Origin of the sequence: Arthrobacter psychrolactophilus (assembly GCF_003219795.1) — a bacterium.
Taxonomy (GTDB): domain Bacteria; phylum Actinomycetota; class Actinomycetes; order Actinomycetales; family Micrococcaceae; genus Specibacter; species Specibacter psychrolactophilus.
In genome coordinates this window covers 43,687-67,635 of record NZ_QJVC01000012.1, presented here as the reverse complement: position 1 = coordinate 67,635, position 23,949 = coordinate 43,687, and the positions used below count along the sequence as shown (strand labels likewise).

Below are 23,949 nucleotides of genomic sequence, written 5' to 3'. Positions count from 1 at the left end.
AACCAGAAGACCCGCATCACTGACAAGAGCGTCAGTGATGCGGGAAATATTCCAGCGTGCATCAAGGGTCCATGATGCGGTGGACCCGGGCGGGTATTAGCCGCGGATATCGTCGTATAGGACGGTGGAGATGTAGCGTTCGCCGAAGTCGGGGACGACGGCGACGATGAGCTTGCCGGCGTTCTCGGGGCGCTTGGCCAGTTCAAGTGCGCCCCAGACGGCTGCACCGGCGGAGATACCGCCGAGGATGCCTTCCTGGTTACCCAAGGCGCGGGCCGTGGCGACGGAATCTTCCAAGGTAGCGTCGAGAACTTCGTCGTAGATGCTCTGGTCGAGCACCTCGGGGATGAAGTTGGCGCCGAGGCCCTGGATCTTATGCGGGCCCGGTGCGCCACCGTTGAGGATGGCGGAGTCGATGGGCTCAACAGCAACCACCTGAACGCTGGGCTTGCGCTGCTTGAGCAGCTGGCCGGCACCCGTGATGGTGCCGCCGGTGCCAACACCGGCAACGAAGATGTCAACGGCGCCGTCGGTGTCTTCCCAGATTTCCTCACCCGTGGTCGCACGGTGGATGGCGGAATTGGCCGGGTTGGCGAACTGCTGGGCCCAGATGGAGTTTTCGGTCGTGGCGACAATTTCCTTCGCCTTTTCCACGGCGCCACGCATGCCCTCGGAACCCGGGGTCAGGACGATCTCGGCACCGTAGGCGCGCAGCATGACACGGCGTTCGGTCGACATGGTCTCGGGCATGGTCAAGATGACCTTGTATCCGCGAGCCGCACCCACCATGGCCAGGGCAATACCGGTATTGCCAGAGGTGCCTTCAACAATGGTTCCGCCGGGCTTGAGGGCGCCGGAGGCTTCTGCTGCATCAACAATGGCCACACCGATACGGTCCTTGACGCTGTTGGCCGGGTTGTAGAACTCAAGCTTCACGGCAACCGTGGCGTCCAAGCCTTCGGTCAAGCGGTTCAGACGAACCAAGGGGGTGCCACCAACGAGCTGGGTGACATTGTCATAAATGCGAGCCATGAAAAGGTCCTTAAAGAGTTGCAGGGAGCGGTAGATGCGGACTCGGATGCGTCATTTGCGCGGTACGCAAACATGCTCGCCGTCGTGCGCGGGACAGTGCATTACCGTCAGCGTAGCGAGTCCAATTGCAGGGTTCTAGGCCGTGAGCCACGCCGCGTAATGTTTGCGAACTTTTGCAATTTTTGGGTTGATAATGACCTGGCAATACCCCACCTCGGGGCGCTGGGCGTAAAAGTCTTGGTGGTAGTGTTCGGCGGGGTAAATCTTCTCCTGCGCCGTCACCTCCGTGACAATGGGATCGGCCCACAGCGGCTGGTTGCGTTCAATGGCAGCCCGGAAGGCCGTCTCCTGCTCTGCATCGCTAAAGTACATGACAGAGCGGTACTGGGTGCCGACGTCGTGCCCTTGGCGGTTCAACGTGGTGGGGTCATGCTGGACGAAGAACATGTCCAAGATGATCTCCTCCGGGATGATGCTTTCGTCGAACGTCACGGCCACCACCTCGGCGTGCCCGGTCATCCCCGTACAGATTTGCTCATATGTGGGGTTGGGGAGCGCGCCGCCGGTGTAGCCGGACACGACCGATTCCACGCCGCGGGTCATTTGATACACGGCATCGAGGCACCAAAAGCAGCCTCCGCCTAAAACAAAAGTCTTCATAGTCCTTTATAAGCTATTTGGGGGCGCTAACATTCCCGCTGCGGTGTTGCAGGTCCTCCAGATGGGCTTGCCGGACGTAAGGTAGAAACATGAGCAAGGAACCAACTTTCCCCATGTCCGACGGCGTGACTGGACCGGTTGCCCCCGGCGCCGACACTTCACCGGCACAGACCGAAGATTTTGGGGTTACTGACGAGGAAGCCAGCGACGCAAGCGACGACGCAACAGAGCTAGAGACGGAGGCGGGGGACGCCGTCGAGCTTTCCCCTGAGGACGAGGCTGACTTTGCCGCGGAAGCCCCAGAAACCCCCGTGCTGTCCGAGGTGCTCGTGGCTGTGGAGGAACTCTGGCCCGAATCGCTGGCAGAGGACTGGGATCGCGTCGGACTCGTGGTGGGTCGGCCCGATGCTGCCGTGAACCGCATCATGTTTGCCGTGGACCCCACGATCGAGGTGGTTGAGGAGGCACTCGAATGGGGCGCCCAACTGCTCATCACCCATCACCCGCTGCTACTCAAAGGCGTCAACTCCGTCGCGGCAACGTCCGCTAAGGGGCGTGTTGTGCACCGTCTCATCGAGGGCGGCTGTGCGTTGTTGACCGTCCATACCAACGGCGACAGCGCTGTGGGTGGTGTCTCCGATGTACTCGCCGATGTTTTGGGACTCAGCGATGCGCAACCACTCACGCCCGCGCCGCATGGGCTGATCGAGGAAGGCATCGGCCGGGTCGGCTTGCTCCCCGGCGTGGAAAAGCTCGGCGATCTAGCCGCCCGGATCTTCATGAGCCTGCCCGCCGTTGCCGGTGGTGTGCGAGTGGCGGGGGACCGGGACGCTCTCGTGCGCAAGGTCGCCGTCTGCGGTGGCGCCGGGGACAGCCTTTTTGCGGCAGTTCGGGCAACAGATGCTGACGTGTTCATCACAGCGGATCTTCGCCATCACCCGGCGTCGGAGGCCCGTGAGGCCAGGCTTGATGGGCGCCCCTATCTGATCGATATGTCGCACTTTGCCAGCGAATGGCTGTGGCTGCCCGCTGCGGCCAAGGCTTTGGGAAACGTCCTGAGCGATCAGGGATTTGACGCTGAACTGGTCGTCAGTTCGCTCAATACGGATCCGTGGGATTTTATTCTCACGCCCGGCAACTAGGCTTACCTAGAGGAAACTCATTATTTAATATGCAGCAGGAGGACTTACATGGCTAAGGCAGACCCAAGCGAGCAGATGCGCTTGCTGGACGTAGCGGTTTTGGACGGCAAACTACGGGGACTCGATGTCCAGGCTAAGGCCCTGAAGGAAGATCCGCGACTGCCGGATCTGCACTCTGGACTCACGGTCGCCAAGAGCGATCTGGTGGTGCTCGACACCGCCGTAAGCGACGCTCAGCGCGCCCTGACCAAGAGCGAAGATGACGTGGCCGCCGTCGTGGCTCGCATCGAGCGCGACGAGGCCAAGCTTAACAGCGGCACGGGTCTGTCCAAGGACCTCATGGCCCTGCAGAGCGAGATTGAGTCGCTCACGAAGCGTCGCAGCGATCTGGAAGACGTTGAGCTGGAAGCCATGGACGCCTTCGAAACCGCCACGGCCAAGGCGCAGAGCGAACGCGAACTCGTTGCGCAGATGCAGAGCGTGCTCGACGAGGTGCTCGATGAGGTGCGTAGCCAGTTGGGCGCCTTGAAGATGGAACGCGACGCGATTCTCGTGGAGCGCAATGCACTTGTAGCCACCTTCGCCCCGGAGCTCATGGCCATCTATGACCGTGCGCTGGCCAAGTACGGCGTGGGCGCGGCGCGACTCTTCCACGGCAAGTCCGAAGGTTCGGGCATGCAGCTCAGCGCTGGCGACCTGGCCGACATCAAGAAGATCAGCCCCGAAACCATCGTGATGTGCCCCGATTCCGGCGCCATCCTGGTCCGCTCGGAGGAGTGGGGCTAAAACTCCGTGGCGGCCGCCCTTGCCGAGGGCGGTACCGCCCTCGGGTGAATGGCGGCTAGCACGTTGGTTGTTGAGCCGCGTATAGCACCCGTTCCTCCGCATTTATGCCGCAGTAGTTGCACGCCCGCCCGAGTTCTTGTGCCGCATAGATAAGCGGGGTGAGGCGGGGCGAGCTGCGAGGATGGGCGCGGCACAGTGGCGACCTAGGTCTCTTCCGGCAGTGTCAGGGTCATCGTTAGCGTGGGTGACATGACAAATTATCGACGACGACAATCCCCTAATTTCCATGGGCTGCGGCCACGACCAGTCGCTCTGGCCGTTCTCTCAACACTGGTGCTCACCGCCGGCATGGTCTTGGTTCCGTCTGCGGCACAGGCTGCGGCCGACTACAGGGTTGATGGCACGGTCTCGGTCCAGGGCAACCTGTCCTTAATCGATGGCAGCTACGAACTGAGCGAACGCGGAACAGACTTTCCTGCAACGAATATTCCCGTTGGTGGCATGGATGATTGGCAGACAACGGGGCCGAAGATTGCCGAAGGAAAGTTTAGCTATAGGATTGCAGAGTTTGGTGCACCTACTAAATACACTGTGCGTGGAGACGCCTGGTTCGGTCACCCAAGCCTGACCCCCAGGGGTAACGAATATGACTTCGTGTGCAACGTCTACAAAGATGATGCTGCTGGCAATCCGGTTCTGATCACCGATGTGGAGTATAAGTCGCCCTATAAGTGTGCCGCGGCGCACGAAGTGAGTGTGCACGGCTATTTCGTCGATTTTGATGTGATGCCCCAAATAGTGGCCACTGCCCGCGGTGTGGTCACCGCCGTGTCCACTGACGATCATGCGTTGTCGCTTAAAGACGGGGTATTCAGTTCTGGCAATAAGCACCTCATTGTCAATGGGCAGCTGCGCACAGCAGACGCTACCCCCGACACAGTAGCCAGCGGGGCATCCACCCACTTCGCCGCCTTCATGCGCCCGACCGAGGGCAACGATTCCCTGAAGCTGGCTCGAACCGACTTCAGCTACCACATCGTTGAAGACGGATTCGACACACAGTTCTGGGTGGCGGGAAAGTCCCAGAACCAGAGCGCGAGCCGTTATGAGCGAGACGCGGCCTGCGACATCTACCAAGGCAACCCCAACCCGACGCAAGAACAGATCACCGCTGGCATCCAACCGGGAAAGATCGTGAAATTCAGCCCCTACACGTGTGACTGGTCGGGGGCAAATGTCTCGGGCCGCGGTGACTGGGAGGCCACGTTTAACGTTGGTGTGCGCCAGTACACGACACTTACAGATCCCGCACAGGCCGCTGAATACCTGAGCAAGGGTTGCACCTCAACGGATGCGGAGTGCATTTATTTTCCCAAGGGATTGCCGACCGCCGTTGATGGTGTCAAGACGTCCATGGGGTCCCAGCAAAATGTGGATTACGAGCTGCCTGGCAGTATGAGCTTTATCTACACGGACTCGCGGGCGGCCACCAACTCGATGTCCACGACCGTGGGTGTGCTGTTCGAGGCATCGGCACCATGGGCGAAGGTTCAGACATCACTGAGCCTTACCTACGGGATTTCGACAACGGTGACGACAGCCAAGTCCACCACGTACACATTGCCCGTTCCGCCCAGAAAAACGGTGAACGCGTTCTTCACACCCGCATATCAGCAGGTCAGTGGAGAGTTCTTCTTTGAATACGCGGGCCAGTACTTCCGCTCGACAAGTTCCACTGTCACCTTTCCCGATCCAAGCAATCAAGGCCGGGTGAGCTCGGAAAACGTTCCCCTGCAAGAGCACGAGTACGGCGGGGCACTGCCTCCGGCCCCGGTGACCGATGTGAAGGTCCCGGTGATCGTCAAGGAGGCGCCGGTGATCGAGAACAAGACACCGTTGGGTGAGGTCAAGCCCGCAGGAACGGAAGCTCATTCCGACAGCTTGGCTGTGACCGGAAGTAGCTCAGCGCTGATCGGCGGCGTTGCGGTCCTGGGAGGGGCCGGACTCTTTGCCGGCTTGTTCCTTATGATCATCGTGCGGCGACGCGATGAAGCGCGGAGCTCCTAACCCGGTGCTGCAAAACTCCACGGCACCCGCTCGTTTCAACACGCGGGTGCCGTGGAGTTCCTGACGGAAAGTAGAAAAGTTGCTGCAGAGCAGCTGTGGGGACCTAGGTCTATGGTTGAACGGCCGGGTGCCGGGAACAATGGTTTTGGGCACATGTCTGCTCAGAATGGAGTGCTCATGAGAATTCAAACTCGCCTTGCCACCGCGCTCGCCACGGCGGGGCTGCTATCCTTGTTGACCGCTTGTGTCGGCGCACCCTCAAAGGCACCCGGCCCAACAATATCGCCTTCGGCGGCCCCTGCCTCGTCGGGAACCGCAGCCTGCGTGGCTGACCCGGGTGCCGTCGTCGCCCGTCAGTTCAGCCAGGCAGCGAAGGAAGTTCTGCCGTCGGCCGAATCCGATAAATTGGAGGCTGCTGCCGCCCAGGGCTTCGTCGATGCCGCCAGTGAGGGGGCCGTCGTCGCGGTACGCAGCCCTGGGGGCACCTGGCAAAAGTCGTACGGACTGGCGGATCCGGCGACCAAGACACCGATGACCACCGGGGTGTATCAGCGCGTTGGATCTGTCACCAAAACTTTCACGGGCACCGTTGTTCAACAGTTGGTGCAGGACGGGCAGCTGGAACTGGACGATCCCATTGCCAACTACGTGCCCGAGGTGCCCAACGGTGCGGCCATCACGGTGCGCATGCTCTTGAACATGACGAGCGGCATTGCCAGCTACACCTTGGACGAGAAATTCATGGACGAGCTGTTCAGCGATCCAACCAAGACGTGGACACCGGATCAGCTGCTAGCCACCGGTCTTGCCCTGCCACCACTGTTCGCGCCGGGGGAGCAGTTCAACTACTCCAATACGAACTTCATCTTGTTGGGCAGAGTAGTGGAAAAGGTCACGAGCAAGCCCTTTGAGCAGGTGTTGGATGAACTGATCCTCGCCCCACTTGGCCTAGATGCCACCTCCATGCCCGGCGGCAGTGATCCGTACCCGGTTCCGCATGCCCAGGGCTTCACCTTGCAGGGCACCGCCGAAGGCGACGCGACGCCCGTCAACACCAGCGGCTGGAACCCCACGTGGGCCTGGACTGCCGGACAGATGGTTTCCACTGTGGATGACCTCCTGGTCTACGGACGGGCACTGGGCACCGGGCAGGGTTTGCTGAACAGCGAAGCGCAGATCGACCGCTTGTCCTCCTTCCCTGACGGAGGCGGCTATGGTCTCGCAGTGGGCTGCATTGCTGGCTGGGTGGGACACACCGGTGAGCTGCCCGGCTACAACACCTCGGTATTCTATGACACTGACACCGACATCACCGTGGTGGTGCTGGCCAACAGTGACATCCCCTCCGGCGCGTGTGACGAGTCGAAGACCCTTCCGGATACGGTGCAGACACTTCCCTGCATGGACCCTGCCACCCGAATTTTTACAGCCGTGTCTGTCGCCTTGGACCACGAATTCACTCCGGCACCCAAACAATGAATCCCCGACGTGCCATGCTAGGCGGCCGTCATAGTTCCATGACACCGGGAATGTGCCGGTAGATTGGCTTCCATGGCCAAGAAGGCACCGCGATTAAAGCTTGCCAGATCCCTGGACCGTTCCCTCGTCGTCATCTTTGTGGCCGGACTTTCCTTGGCTGCCATGGAATGGGCACTGCTGCCTGTGGCTGGTCCGATTGGCCATGTCATGATGCTCTTTCCCGTTGTGACGGTGGTTTATCTGCTGGCCGGGGTGCGGGCGTGGCACCGGCGCCCGGGCAACCGTTTGGGCGCCCTGATCCTGTTTGGCGGGTTTGCCGTCTTCCTGGGTGGGATGGGCAACGGCGACATACCTGTCTTTGTGGCTGCGTCCACGATCGGGGCCACCCTCATTTTGGCTGTCATTGTCCATATGTTGCACGCCTTTCCTTCCGGCCGGCTTAAAGGTCGACTTTCAAAGGTCACCGTGTCGGCGGCCTACATGAACTCACTCCTCCTGCAGGCGCCGGGTTACCTCTTCCGCACCGATCCCGCCGCACCCTTTCTGTTTATCGCCGACAGTCCCTCCGTTGCAGCCCTTGCCCGCATGCTGCAGGTCTGGGTAGGCGTAGTGGTAATGGCGGCCACAGCCTTTGTCCTCATCAGGCGGTTGGTCCAGGCCGACCCCGGGCAACGCCGGGTCCTCATTCCCCTGTTTGCTTACGGCTCCTTAGCCGCACTTTTTGTCCCCTTGAGCACCCAGGTGCTGACTCCGCTGCTCGGCATGAACATGGAATCGCAGGCAGCGTTGCAACTGATGGTTCTCGGCGGCATTCCGATCGCTTTCGGTCACGGAATGCTCCGTGGCGGATTTGCCAAGACCGGGGAATTGGAAGAATTGGGTTCCTGGCTTGGCGCCTCCGGGGGAACCCGATCCGCCCTGGCCGCGGCTCTGGTGCGTGCGCTGGGTGACCCAACCGCGACCTTGTCCTTTTGGTTGCCGCGGCAGGGGGTCTTCGTCAACGAGGATGGAACACCTGTCCCATCCGTGGCCCAGAGCACCAACCGGGGGCAGGAGGAAATTATGGTGGGCAGCAGGAAGGTGGGGGCCATTGGGTACGACACGACTGTCATTGAAGATCCGGCCCTGATCCGGGCCGCCGGGCAGGTGGTGGCCATCGCCGTGGACAGAGAACGGTTGACGGTGGAGCTGCGGGAAAGCTACGGCGCATTGCAACGCTCCCGCGAACGGTTGGTGGACGCCGCGGATCGGGAGCGTCGGCGGATCGCTCGGGACCTCCATGACGGATTGCAGATGCAGCTTGTCCTGCTGGCGTTGGAAGCCCAGCAACTGGCCAAATCACCAGGCTCGGATGCCGGAACCGTTGAACGGGCCACACACCTGCGGCGGGGCATAGACTCCGCCGCGGCTGAGCTGCGTCAATTGGTGCACGCAGTGATGCCCGCAGCACTCATCGAACGGGGCCTGGCTGCAGCGGCGGAGGACCTGATCGACAGGATGCCCATCCCCACCACGCTGGAACTTGAGCTCGACGACGGCAGCTGCCCATCCGCCGTCGAACGTACCGCGTACTTTGTTCTGGCGGAGGCTCTCAGCAACGCCTTGAAGCACTCGCACGCCACCCAAATCCAGGTGCAGCTGAAAATTGTAGAAGGGTGGCTGCACATGGAAGTGTGCGACGACGGCACAGGCGGCGCCGACCTCCTCGCCGGCACAGGAATACGCGGAATTGGGGACCGAGTGGATGTGCAGGGTGGCTTCTTTGAGCTGGCCAGTGCACCTGGGGAAGGCACCAGGATCAAGGTGGAGCTGCCATGCGCGTAGTCATTGGTGAGGATGAGGCCCTGCTCCGGCACGGACTGCAACTGGTGTTGGAAGGGGGTGGATTTGAGGTGGTCGCAGCAGCCAGCGATGCTGTGGAATTGGAACGTGCCGTTGGTTTGCACCTTCCGGAGCTGGTCATTACCGACATCCGCATGCCTCCGAGCCACAGCGACGAGGGACTGCGGGCGGCACTGCGCCTCCGGGCAAAGCATCCGGAGATAGCTGTCGTGGTGCTGTCCCAACACATGCAAAGTCGCTACGCCAAGGAACTCTTGTCGTCCTCCAACGGCAAGGTTGGCTACCTGCTAAAGCAGCGCATCGCTGACGTGGACACGTTTCTGGGCCAGCTGAGAGACGTTGCAGCCGGTGGCATGGCCCTTGACCCGGATGTCGTGGCGCTGATGGTGGCGCGCGCCAAACGCTCCAATGGGGCAATCCGTGAGCTCACCCCGCGGCAGCAGGAAGTCCTGGCACTCATGGCCGAAGGTCGCAGCAATTCCCGGATCGCCGCAGAGCTGTTCCTCAGTGAAAAAGCCGTGGTGCAGCACACCTCCCGCATTTATGACTCCCTCAACCTTGCCTTGGACGGGGAATCGCACCGTCGAGTGCTGGCTGTCATGCACTACCTCAGCGACAACTGACACACAGTGACCCGCCTACGGCTACTATGGCCCACAAGTGGCGACCTGGGTCCATTCCGTGTCTGAATCGGTGGCACTAGCATCATTGCAGGGCAGCTTCCCCGGACCCGGGCAGGGTCAGGGCGGTCTCAGCTGATCCCACGATGAAAGCAGGAATCACATGAGCGCGCACCAACTGGCCAAGAGCGGGCTGATCTTTGGCGTGGTGGCGGTGCTTGCGCTCGCCGGATGTTCGCTGCGGCCGGCAGCTTCGGTTGCCGAGACCTTGCCTGCCACGGTGTCGGCAGACTCAAAACTGGCCGAGCAAGTGCGGGGCATCATCGACGATGAGATGAGTGCCCGGCATCTGAGATCGGTCATCGTGCGGGTGACGATCGCAGGGGAACCGGTGCTGACGGAAGCGTACGGCGAATCCATGCCGGGCGTGCCGGCAACCACGGAGATGCATTTCCGCAATGGCGCCGTCGCGATCAGCTATATGGCCACCGCCTTGCTCCAGCTCGTGGATGAGAAAAAGGTTTCCTTGACGGAGAAGCTATCGACCTGGCTGCCCGAGGTGCCCAACAGCGATAAAGTCACACTGGGACAGCTGGCCCAAATGACCTCCGGCTATGTGGACTATGTGCCGGACTCCGAGTTTCAGAAACAGTTCTATGCCAACCCCTTCCGGGCCTGGACTCCGGAGGAGTTGTACAGCTTCGGAACGTCCAAGCCCTTGATCTACGAGCCAGGCACAAACTGGAACTACGCGCACACCAATTACGTCCTCCTGGGGTTGGCCCTGGAAAAGATTGCGGGCCTGCCGCTGGATGAGCTGTTGCACCAGAAGATCGTGGAACCGTTGGGGCTTTCCGGCACCCAAAGCTCCAGCACTTCTGACATTCCCGAGCCCGTGCTGCACGCTTACACGGGGGAACGCCGTGAGCAGCTGGGTTTGCCCGCTACGACGCGCTTCATGGAAGACAGCAGCTTTTGGCACCCGTCGTGGACCTTGGCCCGGGGAGCCGTGCAAACCACCACGATCACGGATATGACCACCTCGGCGGATGCGATTGGTTCCGGATCGCTGCTTTCGGCGCAATCCCATGCCGCCCAGATCGCCACGAGCCTGCGCGGTAAGACCTCCAAGGTCCCCGGATGCGTCAACTGCACGGAGATGGGTGTGGGCTTTAGCTACGGACTGGGGGTGGTGCTCAGCGGTAACTGGGTGCTGCAAAATCCCATGTTCGGCGGATACTCGGCCGTTGAAGCGTCGCTGCCGTCGGAAAAAATAGCCATCGCGGTTGCCGTGACCTATACCGAGGCGGCCTTTGATGATCCCGCAGGCGTCCCCAACCAGGCCCTGGAACTGTTCAAAATCATCGGCGCGGCGGCCGCACCCGCCGACGCTCCGCCCCTGAGTAGATGAATCCTTGCTCCTGCAAGGGGCGTTAGTCCGTGAGGATGATGTTCAGCGCGTGCGCCTTGCGGGCCGTGCCGGCCACGAGCTCCACGGTCCACTTCTCCCCGGCAGCCTTGGCCAGCTGTGCGGGAGTCTCGGGCGCCTTGCCGCGACGGGTCAGCAAATGCCGGGCCAGCTCGCCGCGGGTGTGTTTGGCGAAATGCGAGACAACCTTGCGCGTGCCATCCCGCTCCGTGAAAACATTCACGGCCACGGTACGCTCCGGCGCGGGCACCCAGGCCGCGGCGTAGGTGCTGGAGCGGCAATCGACCAGCAGCTGGCCCTGTGCCGCGTCCTCCATGGCCGAGGCCAACTTCGGCTTCCAGAAGCTCGCGAGCTTGCCCAGGCCCGGCAGACCCACCGACATCGACAAGCGGTAGGCCGGAATGCGATCGGCAAAACGTACGGCCCCCCAGAGTCCCGAGACAACCACAACGGCTGCATCAGCCTTGATCTTCTGGGGTGTAGTCAGGCTCTGGTAACCCAGGGCGTCAAAGAGCACGCCGCTGTAAATACTGTGTGCCGGAGCGGCAGGCTCGTGGGCGAGGCGGGTATTGCGGCTGACCTCGTGCACCAGGGAAGCGCCGACGCCGAGCTGACTGAGAGCATCATCCTGCGCCGAGATGGCAGCCAAGGCCACGGCAACGTCCTGCCTGGCAGTGGTCAGCTCGGGAAAGCTGAGCTCGGCAAGGTCAACGGGGGAGCCGTCAGCGGCGGGAGTCTTACCCTCAGAGGGTGGCAGCAAAATTAGCACCGTTCGAGCTTATCGGTTCGCGAGCTAGCCCAGAGTCACCAGGGGAAAGGGCTCAGCTGTCCCAGCGTTTCTCAAAAAGGCCTCGCTGACGGCGAGGGCGTTACGACGCAGTGGGCCTTTAGAACCATCAGTCTAGACCGGTATAGTGAGTCGGCTCACGGAAATTGCTGCCGACTCGTGCCCACTGCCACACTAAAGATGGCTTGAACCAAGGGTGTTTCAAGCTGGAAAAGGGTAACTACTGTGGTGCAACAACTTGTGGCAAATAACTCCGACGCCGTCCTAGACTCCTGGATCGGCCGCGAGACCATGGCGGAGGCAATGATCCCGCTCATCGGCAAGCTTTACCGTGAGAACAACGTACTGACGAATATTCACGGCCGCTCACTCATCAACCAGTCGGTCATCAGTCTTTTGAAGGCTCACCGCTTTGCCCGTCAGATCGACGAGGTTGAGCTCCCCGTGGAAGAAACCCTGCCGCTCTTGCAGGCCCTGGTAACCCTGCAGCTCGGCGCCGCCTCACTGGACTTGGCCCGCCTCAATGCCAGCTTCAAGGCCTCAGGAAGCGAGGACCTCGAAGCCTTCCTGCGCGCCGAACTGGCCGAGGTCGTCGATCAATTTGGTGCCGACGAGCGCAGCAGCACCGACGTGGTCCTGTACGGATTTGGCCGCATCGGCCGCCTGCTGGCCCGCATCTTGATCGAACACTCCGGCGGTGGCCACGGCCTGCGCCTGCGTGCCATCGTGGTGCGCAAGGGTGGCGACATGGACCTGACCAAGCGTGCCAGCCTGCTGCGTCGCGACTCCGTCCATGGCCCCTTCAATGGCACCATCACGGTCGATCACGAGCGCAACATCCTCCTCGCCAACGGCACCGCCATCCAGGTCATCTACTCCGATAGCCCCGCCACGATCGATTACACCAGCTACGGCATCAGCAACGCCCTCGTCGTGGACAACACGGGCCGCTGGCGCGACGAGGAAGGTCTCTCGCAGCACCTGCAGAGCACCGGCGTTGCGAGGGTGCTGCTGACCGCTCCGGGCAAGGGCCCGTTGAAGAACGTCGTTCACGGCATCAACCACGGAACCATCACGCCCGAGGATAAGATCGTCACGGCCGCATCCTGCACCACGAACGCCATCACCCCCGTGCTGAAGGTGCTCAACGACAAGTTCGGCATCATCCACGGCCACGTCGAGACCGTCCACTCCTTCACGAATGACCAAAACCTGACGGACAACTTCCATAAGGGTGACCGCCGTGGACGTTCCGCCGCGCTGAACATGGTCTTGACCGAAACCGGTGCCGCCAGGGCCGTTGCGAAGGCCCTGCCCGAGCTCGAGGGCAAGCTGACCGGCAACTCGATCCGCGTCCCAACCCCCAACGTCTCCATGGCCATCCTGAACCTGACGTTGGAAAACGGCACCACCAAGGACGAGGTCAACAGCTACCTCCGAGAGGTCTCCCTCCACTCGGGCCTGCGCAAGCAGATCGACTTCATCGATTCCCCCGAAGTGGTCTCGAGCGACTTCGTCGGATCGCGCCGCGCCGGCATTGTGGACGGCCTCGCCACGATCAGCACCGACAAGAACCTCGTCCTCTACGTCTGGTACGACAACGAATTTGGCTACAGCTGCCAGGTCGTGCGTGTCATGGAGGAGATGGCCGGGGTGCACCCGCGCCAGTTCCCGAACATCGACGCCTCCGCTGTCCCGGCCACAGCGTAAGGGACGTTCTCGCACCTAAGGGGCGGATCCGCCGTCGGACTTTTTAAAGTTCGACGCCGGGCCCGCCCCTTCTGCTTTCTCGTCACCACCTTCACCCCCACACGTTGACTCGGCAGATGACGCCCTTTAGATCGGGGCGATTCGGGCATTACATGACAGGTCAACATGGGGTCCGCCCAGTACGACGACGGACACGCGCCTTGTGCGGCCCAGCTCACCCTCGCGGCGTCATCAGTGAGGTGTCAAAGCGACTAGACTTAGTAGCTGGATAGGGCAGCTAGGCAACCGCGCGTCACGCAAGTGGCTCGAGGAACGTCCGGGCTCCACAGAACAGGGTGGTGGGTAACGCCCACTCGGGGTAACCCGCAGGACAGTGCCACAGAGAATAGACCGCCCGCACGGTTTCGTACCGGAGCGGGTAAGGGTGAAACGGTGGTGTAAGAGACCACCAGTTCCCTAGGTGACTAGGGAAGCTAGGTAAACCCCACCCGGAGCAAGGCCAGACAGGGCATGATTGAGGGCTGTTCGCCCGAGTGCCTGGGTAGGCTGCTAGAGGGCGTCGGCAACGGCGTTCGTAGATGGATGGTTGCCTCTCCGCCGCGGGTAACTTCGGCGGATGACAAAACCCGGCGTATCGGCTGCCCTATCCAATTAACTCGTGAATTCCTGCGCAAATCCGCGGATTCTGGCCCCTGTGGATAACCCGGGGCAAGGATCACACATTCTCCTTAGACTTAACTCACCACGATGAGCGTGCGGCCGCAACGGCACAGTAGTCAGGGGTTTCTCATGGCACGGCATGCGCAGGAGATCCAGCGCAGCATGCCCACGCCCACCTCACGCCCGCCACCTCGCGACGCAGACTTTGCACGCCCCGCGCCCCTGCGCTCCGCGGTGGTGCTTGCCGTCATCGTTCTGGTGTTGCTGGCCGGCTGGCTGCACAGCTCCGGGCGCTGGCCCTTTGTTGTGAACCCCGGGCCGCCGCCCACGCTGACCGCCCTGCCGCCAGCTTTGGGTCAACCCTTGGTCGCCGTGGGCTCGGGCAGCGCCCTGGCCCTGTTGGAAACCCTCGAGGTCAAGGGAAAGGCGCCCGGGAATGACTACCAGCGCAGTGCCTTTGGTGATGCCTGGCAGGACGTGGACGGCAATGGCTGTGACACCCGCAACGATGTCCTGCGCAGGGATCTAAGCGAGGTCACGCTCGCGGCTGATTCGCTCTGCCTCGTGGCGTCGGGGATGTTCGCCGAGCCTTACACGGGGCGCGAGTTTGCCTTCAAACGTGGCAAGGACAGTAGCGGAGCCGTGCAGATCGACCACGTCGTGGCGCTGGGCAATGCCTGGCGGACCGGTGCGGCGGCGTTGAGTCCGGAGCAACGCCTGAGCTTGGCCAATGATCCGCTCAATCTCTTAGCGGCGGATGGTCCTGCTAATGAGGACAAGTCCGACGGCGACGCGGCCACCTGGTTGCCTCCCTCCAAGAAATTCCGGTGTCACTATGTGGCCCGGCAGATCTCGGTCAAGGCCGCTTATCGGCTCTGGGTCACTCCCGCGGAGAAAGTCGCCATGCAACGCGTCCTGGGGTTGTGCCCACAACAACAAAGCCTGCCCTCCGGATATCTTCCTCGGGGAGGATAAACGGGGAACAGGCTCTGAGTTGTGGCAATTACATCTTGGTGCCGATTTCGGTCAGCTGAAGATTAGGGTGGTTCTTTTCCACGCGGCGCATGGCCCACACATCGTTGAACAAGGCCAGGAACTCGCCGTCGCTGCGCTCAAGTACCTCAGCGCCATGGAGGTTGGCCAGGACTTCTGTTGCGTCCGGCGTCGTCAACCTGGCGAGTGAGTAGGGGAGGCGTTCGAGTCGCATGGGGGCGTTGAAGTCGTGGTGCATGCGGTCCTCGACAACCTCGAACTGCATGGGTCCGACGGCGGCCAGCACGGGTGCCTGATCACCGCGCAGATCGGAGCGCAGGACCTGGATGACGCCCTCGTGCTCGAGTTGTTCGATGCCGCGACGGAACTGCTTGTACTTGCTGGGGTCCTTGGACCGGGCCACCTGGAAATGTTCGGGGGCGAAGAGCGGGATGGCCGGGTACTCCACGGCTTCCTCGACGAACAAGCTATCACCCACGCGCAGGGCGGAGGCATTGACGAGGCCGACGACGTCGCCCGGGAAGGCAGTATCGATGACCTCGCGGTCGCGGCCAAAGACCTGCTGGGCGTACTTGGTGGCGAAGGACTTGCCCGTGCGCGTCTGCGTGACCACCATGCCGCGCTCGAACATGCCGGAGCAGATGCGGATGAAGGCGACGTGGTCGCGGTGGGCCTGGTTCATGCCGGCCTGGACCTTGAAGACGAAGCCGGAGAACGGGGCGTCGACGGGGCGGGTCTCGCCAGCCACATCGGTGCGTGCGGAGGCCGGAGGGGCGAAGTCCACCAAGGTGTCCAAGATCTGCTTGACACCAAAGTTCAAGGCCGCCGAGGAGAACAGCAGGGGAGTGGCCTTGCCAGCGTAGAACGCCTCAAGATCCAGGGGGTTTTCCTCGTCGATGACCAGGCTGGCCTCGTCCGTGGAATCGGACCAGGCATCACCTTCGGAGGCGGCGGCCTGCTCCGGGGTGAGGTACTCGGTCAAGGCGATCTGGGCGCCGGAGCTATTGCGGGCAAACTTGGCGAACTCGTCGCGACGCACATCCCACACACCACGGAAGTCGCCGGCGATGCCAATGGCCCACGTCAGAGGCATAGGCTTCAGACCGGTGCGCTCGGTGATCTCATCCATGAGTTCCAGCGGGTCAAGTCCGGGACGGTCCCACTTGTTAATAACGGTGATGATGGGCAGATTGCGTTGACGGCACACCTCGAACAGCTTCATGGTCTGAGTTTCCAGACCCTTGGCCGCATCCACGAGCATGACGGCACAGTCAACCGCGGCGAGAACACGGTAGGTGTCCTCGGAGAAGTCGGCGTGGCCGGGGGTGTCGAGGAGATTGATGACGGTGTCGCGGTAGGAGAACTGCAGCGCCGCGGAGCTGATGGAGATACCGCGGTCCTTTTCCATCTGCTGCCAGTCAGAGACCGTGTCCCGCCGGTTCGACTTGCCGTTCGTGGCACCGGCCGTTCCGATGACCTTGGCGTGCAAGGCCAGGGCTTCTGTCAGCGTGGACTTACCAGCATCCGGGTGTGAGATGACGGCGAACGTTCTGCGACGCTCCGCCTGGCCGGAAATTTCGGTGGCGCGGGCGGGGGACTGGGCCGGAGAGGACACAAGACTACTTTCTAGCGGTGACGAACTTTTGGGGCGAGGGCAGGGCGCAACTATTAAGTTTACCGCAGGCTGGCCCCACTTACTGTGGCAGCCTCAGCGCTCCAAAGCCCAGCTGCCAAGCACCTCCGGCGGCGATGCGGTCAAGAACAATCTTTTGTAACGCCGTCGTGCGGGGGAGTGTGGCCAAGTTCTCCATGCTCCGGGTCCGGAAGGTGAAGTACACGGCATCCGTGGGCTGGTGCAGAGGTTCACCATAAGGCACGAAGCGGGCGGCAAACGCGGCGATATTGGAGGCCGGATCCAGGTGTTCGCTCAGGTAGGGATCCAGCAGCCACGATTCGCAATTGGCGGTCCGGACCGGTGTCTCTGGGAAATGCGTGGCAAAGAAGGGCGCCGCGAGGGCAAGGCTGGCACCGACGACCGCTGGGGAGAGCCCGCCGTCTTCGGGGATGTGAATGCCGAGGATCCATTCGCCCGGGGCAACGCCGGCAATGGTGGCCTTGGGCTGGTGGATCAGGAACTGCAGGCGGCCCAGTTGAAAGAGGCGCCCGGCGAAGGTGTGGGTCAACCACTTGTAGGTGTCCATGCCAAAACGTCCATGAACGCGACGATTGATGGCCATATTGCGGCCGAAGTCCGCCAGAGTTGCCCGGGAGATCGCTTCGGGAATGTTGCGGTCCCCATGCCATCGGATAATCGTGGGCACGTAGTGCATCATGGCGGTGAGCCAGTCGGCCTCCGTGACGGGCACATCGGGCGTGCTCAAATCCGGAACGGAGTCATCCGCGCTGCCGAGTCGTGAGTCCAGATATGCCACAACCCGGGTCACCGCCGGGGTGGGTGCGGCGGTCAGCACCGTCAAGGCGTTGGCGCGGTCCTCCGCAGCAATGTTGAGGTAGTCCACCGTTTGTTCCGGGCTCATGGCTGTGCGCAAGGTCATAGCACCAGCCTAGCTAATCCACCGGCCGGCAATGTTCGGTTCCGCGTTGAGTTGGACCCGAACTTGCCGCACAACAGTGTTGTGCGGCAAGTTCACGGTGAACTTTACGCAGAACCGAACATTCCGCGCGGCCCCGGAGGGGTGTGGTGCTTACTTGGCGGTCTGCGGCTTCTTATCGAAGAGCGTTTCGGCTTCCTCGAGCGACATGCCGTTGGTCTCCGGGATCTTGAACATCACGAAGAAGAACGATGCCACGGCGAAGAGCGCGTACATGCCGTAGGTCAGCGGCAAGGACGCTGCTGCCATGGACGGGAACGTCAAGGTGATGGCGAAGTTGGCAATCCACTGAGCGGCAGCGGCCAGGCCCAAGGCCCGGGCGCGGATGCGTGAGGGGAAGATCTCGCCGAGCAGGACCCAGACGAGCGGACCCCATGAGGCACCGAAGCTGATGACGAAGACGTTGGCGGCAACGAGAGCAATCGGACCCCATGCGCCCTGCAGCGAGATATCAGCACCCGAACCGCTGGCTGAGGCGAAGGCCAGCGCCATGGTGCCCAAGGAGGCGGCCATACCGATGGAACCGGTGAGCAGGATGGGGCGGCGACCAATCTTGTCCACGAGGGCAATCGCGACCAAGGTGACCAAGATGTTCACGATGGCGGTGACCACGGAGATTGTGAGCGAGTCCTTTTCCTGGAAGCCCACAGCCTTCCACAGGGTGGTGGAGTAGTAGAAGATCACGTTGATGCCAACGAACTGCTGCAGTACGGAGAGGATGATGCCGATCCAGACCACGGGCATCAGGCCGAAGCGGTGACCTCGCAGTGTGCTCTCGCGGGCAGCCTGCTTGTCGGCGTGAACGGCGTCAAGGATTTCGCGAATGCTGATCTGTGCATCTTCGTTCGGAGCAATGGTCTTGAAGACCTTGGCGGCCTCGTCTTCCTTGCCATGCAGAACCAGGTAGCGCGGAGACTCCGGCAACTTGAGTGCGATCAAGAAGTACACGATGGCCGGAACGGCTGCGGCCAGGAACATCCAACGCCAAGCCGGCAGACCCAGCCACAGAACATTGGCGGCACCATCGGCAGCGTTAGCGAACAGGGCGTCGGAGAGTAGAGCGGCAAAAATACCGATCGTAATGGCCAGCTGCTGCAGGGAGGCCAAGCGGCCGCGGTGCTTCCTGGGCGAAATTTCCGAAATGTAGGCCGGCGCGATGACCGATGCCAGACCGATGCCCAAGCCACCCACGAGGCGCCAGAAGACCAGGTCGTAAACGCTAAATGCCAAACCGGTTCCCAGAGCGCTGACGAGGAACAACACGCCACCGATCTTCATGGCCGGGATGCGGCCCCGTGCATCGGCAATGCGGCCGGCCGCGAAGGCGCCAATGGCGCAACCCAAAAGTGCGACGGCGACGGCGAACCCTGTGAGCGCATCGCCCAGGACGAAGGTGTCCTGCATAGCATCGACGGCGCCGTTAACAACGGAGGAGTCAAAGCCGAAGAGGAAGCCTCCCACGGCGCCTGCCACAGCAAGCCCGACGACTTTACGGGGTATTCCCGTCGACGATGATTGAGAAGTGGATGTTCCGGACATGGTTCCCCTTTGAAGCCGCCACAGATTAACTCGTGGTCCATTGCGAAAAAAATGCTGAGTAATTCCAACAGGTAAAACTACTCCACGCAGATGGGGGAATCGGCCTGGTCCGTGTAATCCCTACTATGAGATATGACTCATGGGACGTGTGTCACGGTGGCGCGTGTTGCGCTTAGTGGCCGAAGGGATCCGGATCGACGCCGGGCATCCAGGTCAGGTTCGGCACACCCCAGCCAAGGTTCTTGGCAACCCGCTTAGCCTTCTTGGAGTAACGGGGGTTGAGGCGATCCACGTAGAGCTTGCCGTCCAAGTGGTCGTATTCATGCTGCATACAGCGCGCAAACCAGCCGGTGGCCTCAAAGTCCAAGGGGCTACCCTCGGCATCAAATCCACGAACCCGCACCCATTCGGCGCGCTTGAGCGGGAAGTCCACACCAGGAACGGACAGGCAGCCTTCGACCTCGTCGTCCGTGCTGGGCGGATTGCCGGAAATCTTGCCGACGGTGATCATGGGGTTCACGACGACGCCTCGCTCGGGGACGTCGTCGTCGTTCTCCATCTTGTAGGTGAAGATCCGCAGGCCAATGCCAATCTGGGGAGCTGCCAGCCCCACGCCATTGGCGGCGTCCATGGTCTCGTACATGTCCGCGATGATGGCCTGGAGCTCCGCATCAAAGGCAGTGACCTCGTCAGCGCGGCGGTGAAGTACGGGTTCACCCAGGATGGTCACGGGGCGGATGGTCATGAGGATTTCCTTTTCGCGCTGGCAATAATGAAAAAAAGTTTATAAGACTTTGGGGACATAAAAAACGCCCCGATCAAGTGACCGGGGCGTTTCGTGATTCTCAAGCGAATCACACTTTGGGGTGAGATACGGGGGTTGAACCCGCGACCTCCTGGACCACAACCAGGCGCTCTGCCAACTGAGCTAATCCCACCATGTCCGCCGTTTGCTAGGAAGTTTTACCCTCCGTGCTTGTGGCAACGACGATTACTCTACATGAATTGGCGGGGGGTGCAAAATCAAAAGACCCTTTTTTGCCACTTTGTGAGCTAGATCGCGTTGCGGCGGAATAAATTTCGCGAGATTCCGCGGAACTTGGCGTTAGAACTTTACCGAAATTTTCTTGGCGGTCTTTGAATCCGGACCGGGAGCGGGCACAAAGACGGCCTCGCGGTAGTACTTGAGCTCGTTGATGCTGTCCTTGATGTCTCCCAAGGCACGGTGATTGCCGGTCTTGGCGGGGGACTGGAAGTAGGCACGCGGGTACCAGCGGCGTGAGAGCTCCTTGATCGTTGACACATCGATGACCCGGTAGTGCAGGTGCTCGACAAGTTCGGGCATATCGCGGGCCAAGAACACCTTGTCGGTGCCGATGGAGTTACCCGCCAAGGGGGCCTTGTTCGCCACGGGAACGTGCTCGCGGATGTACGCGAGAACCTGTGCCTGCGCATCCTCCATGGTGGTTCCGGCCGACAGCTCATCGAGTAATTTCGAGTTGGTGTGCATGGTGCGCACAAAATCGCCCATCTGGGCCAGGGCCTCATCGCTGGGCTTGATAACAACGTCAACACCTTCGCCCAAGATGTTCAGCTCGGAGTCGGTTACCAGCGCCGCAACCTCGATCAAGGCGTCGTTGACGGCATCCAGGCCGGTCATTTCACAGTCAATCCACACAATGCGTTCATTAGTAATAGCCACGAGTCCAATGTACCGCTAACCTTGCCTCCGCCGCCGCGCTGGTAAAATTGCTGCAGGCTGAAGCTGCATGCCCTTACCAAATTGCAGCACCACTACGACGACGGTCGGAGACTTTCGATGACAGCCCTGCCTTCCGCTCGGCAGGAGCGGGCAGCCGCCGAGCCACGGGCCTGGATTGCGGTCCTTGAAGGCTTTCTCGGATCTGTGCTGATCTTGGTGGGCTCAGTCGGTGTCGGCTGGATCGCCAACGGTTCGCCCATGATCCGCAACTCCCTCGTCATCGCCATGCGCACCGAAGGCTTCGGCGTCATGAGCTCCACGGTGCTGCTGGTCCTAGGCGCCATGGTGCTGTTGCGATCCTGGCTCCGATTAGGACAACGGCTGGCGAGTTGGGGACCAGGAGCGCTCAAGGCCGTGGTCTGGGCTGTTGTGGCCTGGAGTGCCCCGCTCCTAATCGCCGTGCCGATTTTTTCGCGGGATGTGTACGCCTATACGGGCCAAGGCCGGCTCATGGCCGAGGGGCTCGATCCCTACTCCGACGGCATCTCCTCCCTGAGCAATTGGTTCATGCTGGGAACCGACCCGTCCTGGGCAGAAAACCGCACACCCTACGGCCCGGTGTTTTTGTGGCTCAGCCGTGGCGTCGTGGCCATCACCGGCGCACAACCGGATATCTCGGTATTACTGTTCCGGGTCATCGCCGGCCTTGGCGTGCTCCTCTGCGTCATGTATGTGCCCAAGCTGGCCGCACTGCATGGGGTCAACGGTGCCCGTGCCCTGTGGATCGCGGTTGCCAACCCGTTATTCCTGATCTCCTTCGTCGCCAGCTCGCATAACGATGCCTTGATGGTGGGATTGGCGGTGGCCGGCATCTACTTCGCGGCAACACACCGCGGGCTGCTGGGCGTGGTGTTAGTGACGGCGTCCATCGCGGTCAAACCCATCACGATTGTTTTGCTGCCCTTTGTCGGCTTGCTGTGGGCCGGGCAGGCCGCGGGGTGGGGCAGACGCTTCCTCTTTTGGGCTGCGACCGGCTTGCTGAGTCTGGCGTTGCTCGTGCTGATGGGGCTGCCGGGGAATCTGGGATTGGGCTGGACCTGGGCGCTGACAGACACTACCCCGGGGTACACAGGTTATTCGCCCTCAGGTTTTGGCGGTCAAATGCTCGAGGCACTCGGGAACGCCGTGGGGCTGAACGGTACGAGTATCGGTAACGGTTTCCGCAGCCTCCTGACGATCACCAGCATGTGCCTCGCGGCGTGGCTTGTGCTCTTTGGTGACCCCAAGCAGGTGGTGCGCCGCGCAGGGTTGGCCTTTGCCGCCGTCGTACTATTGGCGCCGATCATCCAGCCCTGGTACATCCTCTGGTTCCTGCCACTGCTGGCCGCGACAGGGATCCGCAACAACTGGCAGATCAAGGTTTGTTATGTCGTGGTGGCGTTTTTCGTGGTGTTCGGGGCGCAAGATCAGCTGTTTGTGTGGAACTTCGTGTCGCTACGCGTGGGATCGGACACCCTGGCCAGCGCGGTGGCGTGGGGTGCGGTCATCTACCTCTTGGTGCTGGACATCCACACCCGCAAGCTGTTGTTTAGCCGCGAAGCCACCCTCGACGCCCGAGCCGCCGCGCACGCTACGCGGTAGCGGACAACGGTGCGGCCACGGCATTGCGGCCCAGCTCTACCGTCCGGCGCACCGCCCACACCAGCAAGGTCACGAGCAGCACGTTGCGGCTCGTCAGGACCGCGGCCATGATCGGATTGGCGTGGATCAGGGGCGTGTAGAACAACGGGTAGATGATGAAGGTGGTGAACGCGATACCCATGAGCAACGTGGCCGGAATCTTCCACCGCTCCCAGTCGTGCACCAGGCCCGCGACCACCACGGGCAGCAGCCAGATGATGAACTGCGGCGAGCCCACCTTGTTGAAAACGATGAACGCCGTGACCATCAGCAGGGAACCTTCGAGGATGAGCTCCTCACGCTGAGCACCGCGGCGCAGCGCCCAGATCATGAGCAGGGCGCCACCCAGGGCCGCGACGATGAGCAGTGGCTGCATCAAAAACGCCGCCACGTCAGCGCCCGGGCCGTACACCTCGGTGGAGTTGATGGCCACGTTGTCGGCGATCTTGGAACCGCCAAGATTGAACACGCTCAGCCACACCCAGGGCGTGGAGAAGGTCGCCTCGAGCTGCATGCCACGATCGCCCTGATTGATGGCGAAATCCAGCAGATGCGATCCGGCGCCGGTCGCCACGGCAAAGATCGCCACGGCCGCGCTCACACCCACACCGATCAGGAAAATCTTCACCCGCTGAGCGCTAGCAATCAGCAAAGGTGCGATGACGGCAGCCGGCCAGACCTTGACCCACGTAGCGATCGCGAGCAGCAGCGCCGCGACAGCAGGCCGTTCCACCGCGTACAGCAGGGCGATGAGCACGAGCGAGGTCGTGATGCCCTCCACGCGAGCAAAGCTGAGAAAGCCCATAAACATGGTGAAAAACAGCCAGAACCAGGCCGGCGCAATGCCGGTCTGAGCGCGTTTACCTCGCGTCAGGAACACCAGACCCACGGCATTGAGCGCGATGACAATGAGCGTCCAGCCCAGCAGATACAGGGAGGGCCCAAAAACATTCGCGGCAAAAATGGGAATCTGCGCCAGCAAGGGATACACCCACGGGCTGATCGTGTCGCCTAGCTCGGCCGGGTTGTAGCCCAGCAGCGCCCATTGCCGGTATTGCTCGGTGTCGCTAAAGGTGTTGCCATGGACGATGAAGCTCATCATCCAGGCCAGGAAAAAGACATGGACGACGGCGAATCCCCACCACACGCTGGTAGGCGTGCGGAACCAACCCATCACCTTGGGCGACAGGAAACGGCCGCGGATGTCAA

General features: G+C 61.6%; 19 protein-coding genes, 1 tRNA gene and 1 other RNA gene. 11 read left to right on the top strand and 10 right to left on the bottom strand.

Features of this window, described 5'->3' with window-relative positions; all coding sequences use genetic code 11:
* Positions 1-96: 96 nt before the first annotated feature.
* Positions 97-1,032 carry a cysteine synthase A gene (gene cysK / locus CVS30_RS12125; RefSeq protein ID WP_110485587.1) on the bottom strand — a complete coding sequence of 312 codons (936 nt, stop codon included), beginning with the start codon at positions 1,030-1,032 and terminating at the stop codon, positions 97-99.
* A gap of 135 nt (positions 1,033-1,167) precedes the next feature.
* Complete coding sequence (gene msrA / locus CVS30_RS12120; protein ID WP_110485586.1) at positions 1,168-1,692, bottom strand: peptide-methionine (S)-S-oxide reductase MsrA; 525 nt, start codon at positions 1,690-1,692, stop codon at positions 1,168-1,170.
* A gap of 89 nt (positions 1,693-1,781) precedes the next feature.
* Here msrA and CVS30_RS12115 point away from each other — a divergent pair, with 89 nt between their 5' ends.
* From CVS30_RS12115 to CVS30_RS12085, 7 genes are all read left to right on the top strand, one after another.
* The gene (locus CVS30_RS12115) at positions 1,782-2,834 is read left to right on the top strand and encodes a Nif3-like dinuclear metal center hexameric protein (protein WP_245934578.1); all 1,053 of its coding nucleotides are present in this window, start codon (positions 1,782-1,784) and stop codon (positions 2,832-2,834) included.
* 48 nt (positions 2,835-2,882) lie between these two features.
* Positions 2,883-3,620, top strand: coding sequence for a zinc ribbon domain-containing protein (locus CVS30_RS12110; protein WP_110485584.1), 738 nt, complete (start codon positions 2,883-2,885; stop codon positions 3,618-3,620).
* 249 nt (positions 3,621-3,869) lie between these two features.
* Positions 3,870-5,687 (top strand): hypothetical protein, encoded by a 1,818-nt coding sequence (locus CVS30_RS12105; protein WP_146233391.1) that lies wholly within the window; start codon positions 3,870-3,872, stop codon positions 5,685-5,687.
* Between the two features lie 177 nt (positions 5,688-5,864).
* On the top strand, positions 5,865-7,166 hold the full coding sequence (locus CVS30_RS12100; protein ID WP_110485582.1) for a serine hydrolase domain-containing protein: 1,302 nt from the start codon (positions 5,865-5,867) through the stop codon (positions 7,164-7,166).
* A gap of 72 nt (positions 7,167-7,238) precedes the next feature.
* On the top strand, positions 7,239-8,990 hold the full coding sequence (locus CVS30_RS12095) for a sensor histidine kinase (protein ID WP_110485581.1): 1,752 nt from the start codon (positions 7,239-7,241) through the stop codon (positions 8,988-8,990).
* The gene (locus CVS30_RS12090) at positions 8,981-9,631 is read left to right on the top strand and encodes a response regulator transcription factor (protein ID WP_110485580.1); all 651 of its coding nucleotides are present in this window, start codon (positions 8,981-8,983) and stop codon (positions 9,629-9,631) included. Before CVS30_RS12095 ends, CVS30_RS12090 begins: the two co-directional genes overlap by 10 nt.
* Before the next feature lie 160 nt (positions 9,632-9,791).
* Positions 9,792-11,039: a serine hydrolase domain-containing protein gene (locus CVS30_RS12085; protein WP_110485579.1), complete on the top strand. Its 1,248-nt coding sequence runs from the start codon at positions 9,792-9,794 to the stop codon at positions 11,037-11,039.
* A gap of 22 nt (positions 11,040-11,061) precedes the next feature.
* On the opposite strand, the gene CVS30_RS12080 is transcribed toward CVS30_RS12085, so the two are convergent.
* Positions 11,062-11,826, bottom strand: a complete 765-nt coding sequence (locus CVS30_RS12080; RefSeq protein WP_110485578.1) for a YaaA family protein — start codon at positions 11,824-11,826, stop codon at positions 11,062-11,064.
* Positions 11,827-12,069: 243 nt separating this feature from the next.
* On the opposite strand from CVS30_RS12080, the gene CVS30_RS12075 reads away from it, so the two are divergent.
* The 3 genes from CVS30_RS12075 (at position 12,070) to CVS30_RS12065 (ending at position 15,189) form a co-directional block, all read left to right on the top strand.
* Complete coding sequence (locus tag CVS30_RS12075; protein WP_370800967.1) at positions 12,070-13,554, top strand: glyceraldehyde-3-phosphate dehydrogenase; 1,485 nt, start codon at positions 12,070-12,072, stop codon at positions 13,552-13,554.
* Positions 13,555-13,823: 269 nt separating this feature from the next.
* Positions 13,824-14,204, top strand: an RNA gene (gene rnpB, locus CVS30_RS12070) — RNase P RNA component class A.
* Positions 14,205-14,343: 139 nt separating this feature from the next.
* Entirely contained in the window at positions 14,344-15,189 is an 846-nt protein-coding gene (locus CVS30_RS12065) for an HNH endonuclease family protein (RefSeq protein ID WP_245934577.1), read from the top strand.
* A gap of 28 nt (positions 15,190-15,217) precedes the next feature.
* On the opposite strand, the gene CVS30_RS12060 is transcribed toward CVS30_RS12065, so the two are convergent.
* From CVS30_RS12060 to orn, 6 genes are all read right to left on the bottom strand, one after another.
* Positions 15,218-16,822, bottom strand: a complete 1,605-nt coding sequence (locus tag CVS30_RS12060; RefSeq protein ID WP_110485577.1) for a peptide chain release factor 3 — start codon at positions 16,820-16,822, stop codon at positions 15,218-15,220.
* 79 nt (positions 16,823-16,901) lie between these two features.
* Entirely contained in the window at positions 16,902-17,762 is an 861-nt protein-coding gene (locus CVS30_RS12055; RefSeq protein WP_110485576.1) for an acyltransferase domain-containing protein, read from the bottom strand.
* 150 nt (positions 17,763-17,912) lie between these two features.
* The gene (locus CVS30_RS12050; RefSeq protein ID WP_110485575.1) at positions 17,913-19,358 is read right to left on the bottom strand and encodes a sugar porter family MFS transporter; all 1,446 of its coding nucleotides are present in this window, start codon (positions 19,356-19,358) and stop codon (positions 17,913-17,915) included.
* A gap of 172 nt (positions 19,359-19,530) precedes the next feature.
* Positions 19,531-20,103, bottom strand: a complete 573-nt coding sequence (gene def, locus CVS30_RS12045; protein WP_110485574.1) for a peptide deformylase — start codon at positions 20,101-20,103, stop codon at positions 19,531-19,533.
* A gap of 117 nt (positions 20,104-20,220) precedes the next feature.
* Positions 20,221-20,296: transfer RNA gene (locus CVS30_RS12040), tRNA-His, on the bottom strand.
* Positions 20,297-20,463: 167 nt separating this feature from the next.
* Positions 20,464-21,060, bottom strand: a complete 597-nt coding sequence (gene orn / locus CVS30_RS12035; protein WP_110485573.1) for an oligoribonuclease — start codon at positions 21,058-21,060, stop codon at positions 20,464-20,466.
* 117 nt (positions 21,061-21,177) lie between these two features.
* On the opposite strand from orn, the gene mptB reads away from it, so the two are divergent.
* Positions 21,178-22,701: a polyprenol phosphomannose-dependent alpha 1,6 mannosyltransferase MptB gene (mptB, locus tag CVS30_RS12030; RefSeq protein ID WP_110485572.1), complete on the top strand. Its 1,524-nt coding sequence runs from the start codon at positions 21,178-21,180 to the stop codon at positions 22,699-22,701.
* On the opposite strand, the gene CVS30_RS12025 is transcribed toward mptB, so the two are convergent.
* Entirely contained in the window at positions 22,691-23,914 is a 1,224-nt protein-coding gene (locus CVS30_RS12025; RefSeq protein WP_110485571.1) for a glycosyltransferase family protein, read from the bottom strand. The two genes, mptB and CVS30_RS12025, sit on opposite strands and share 11 nt — an antisense overlap.
* Positions 23,915-23,949: the final 35 nt, after the last annotated feature.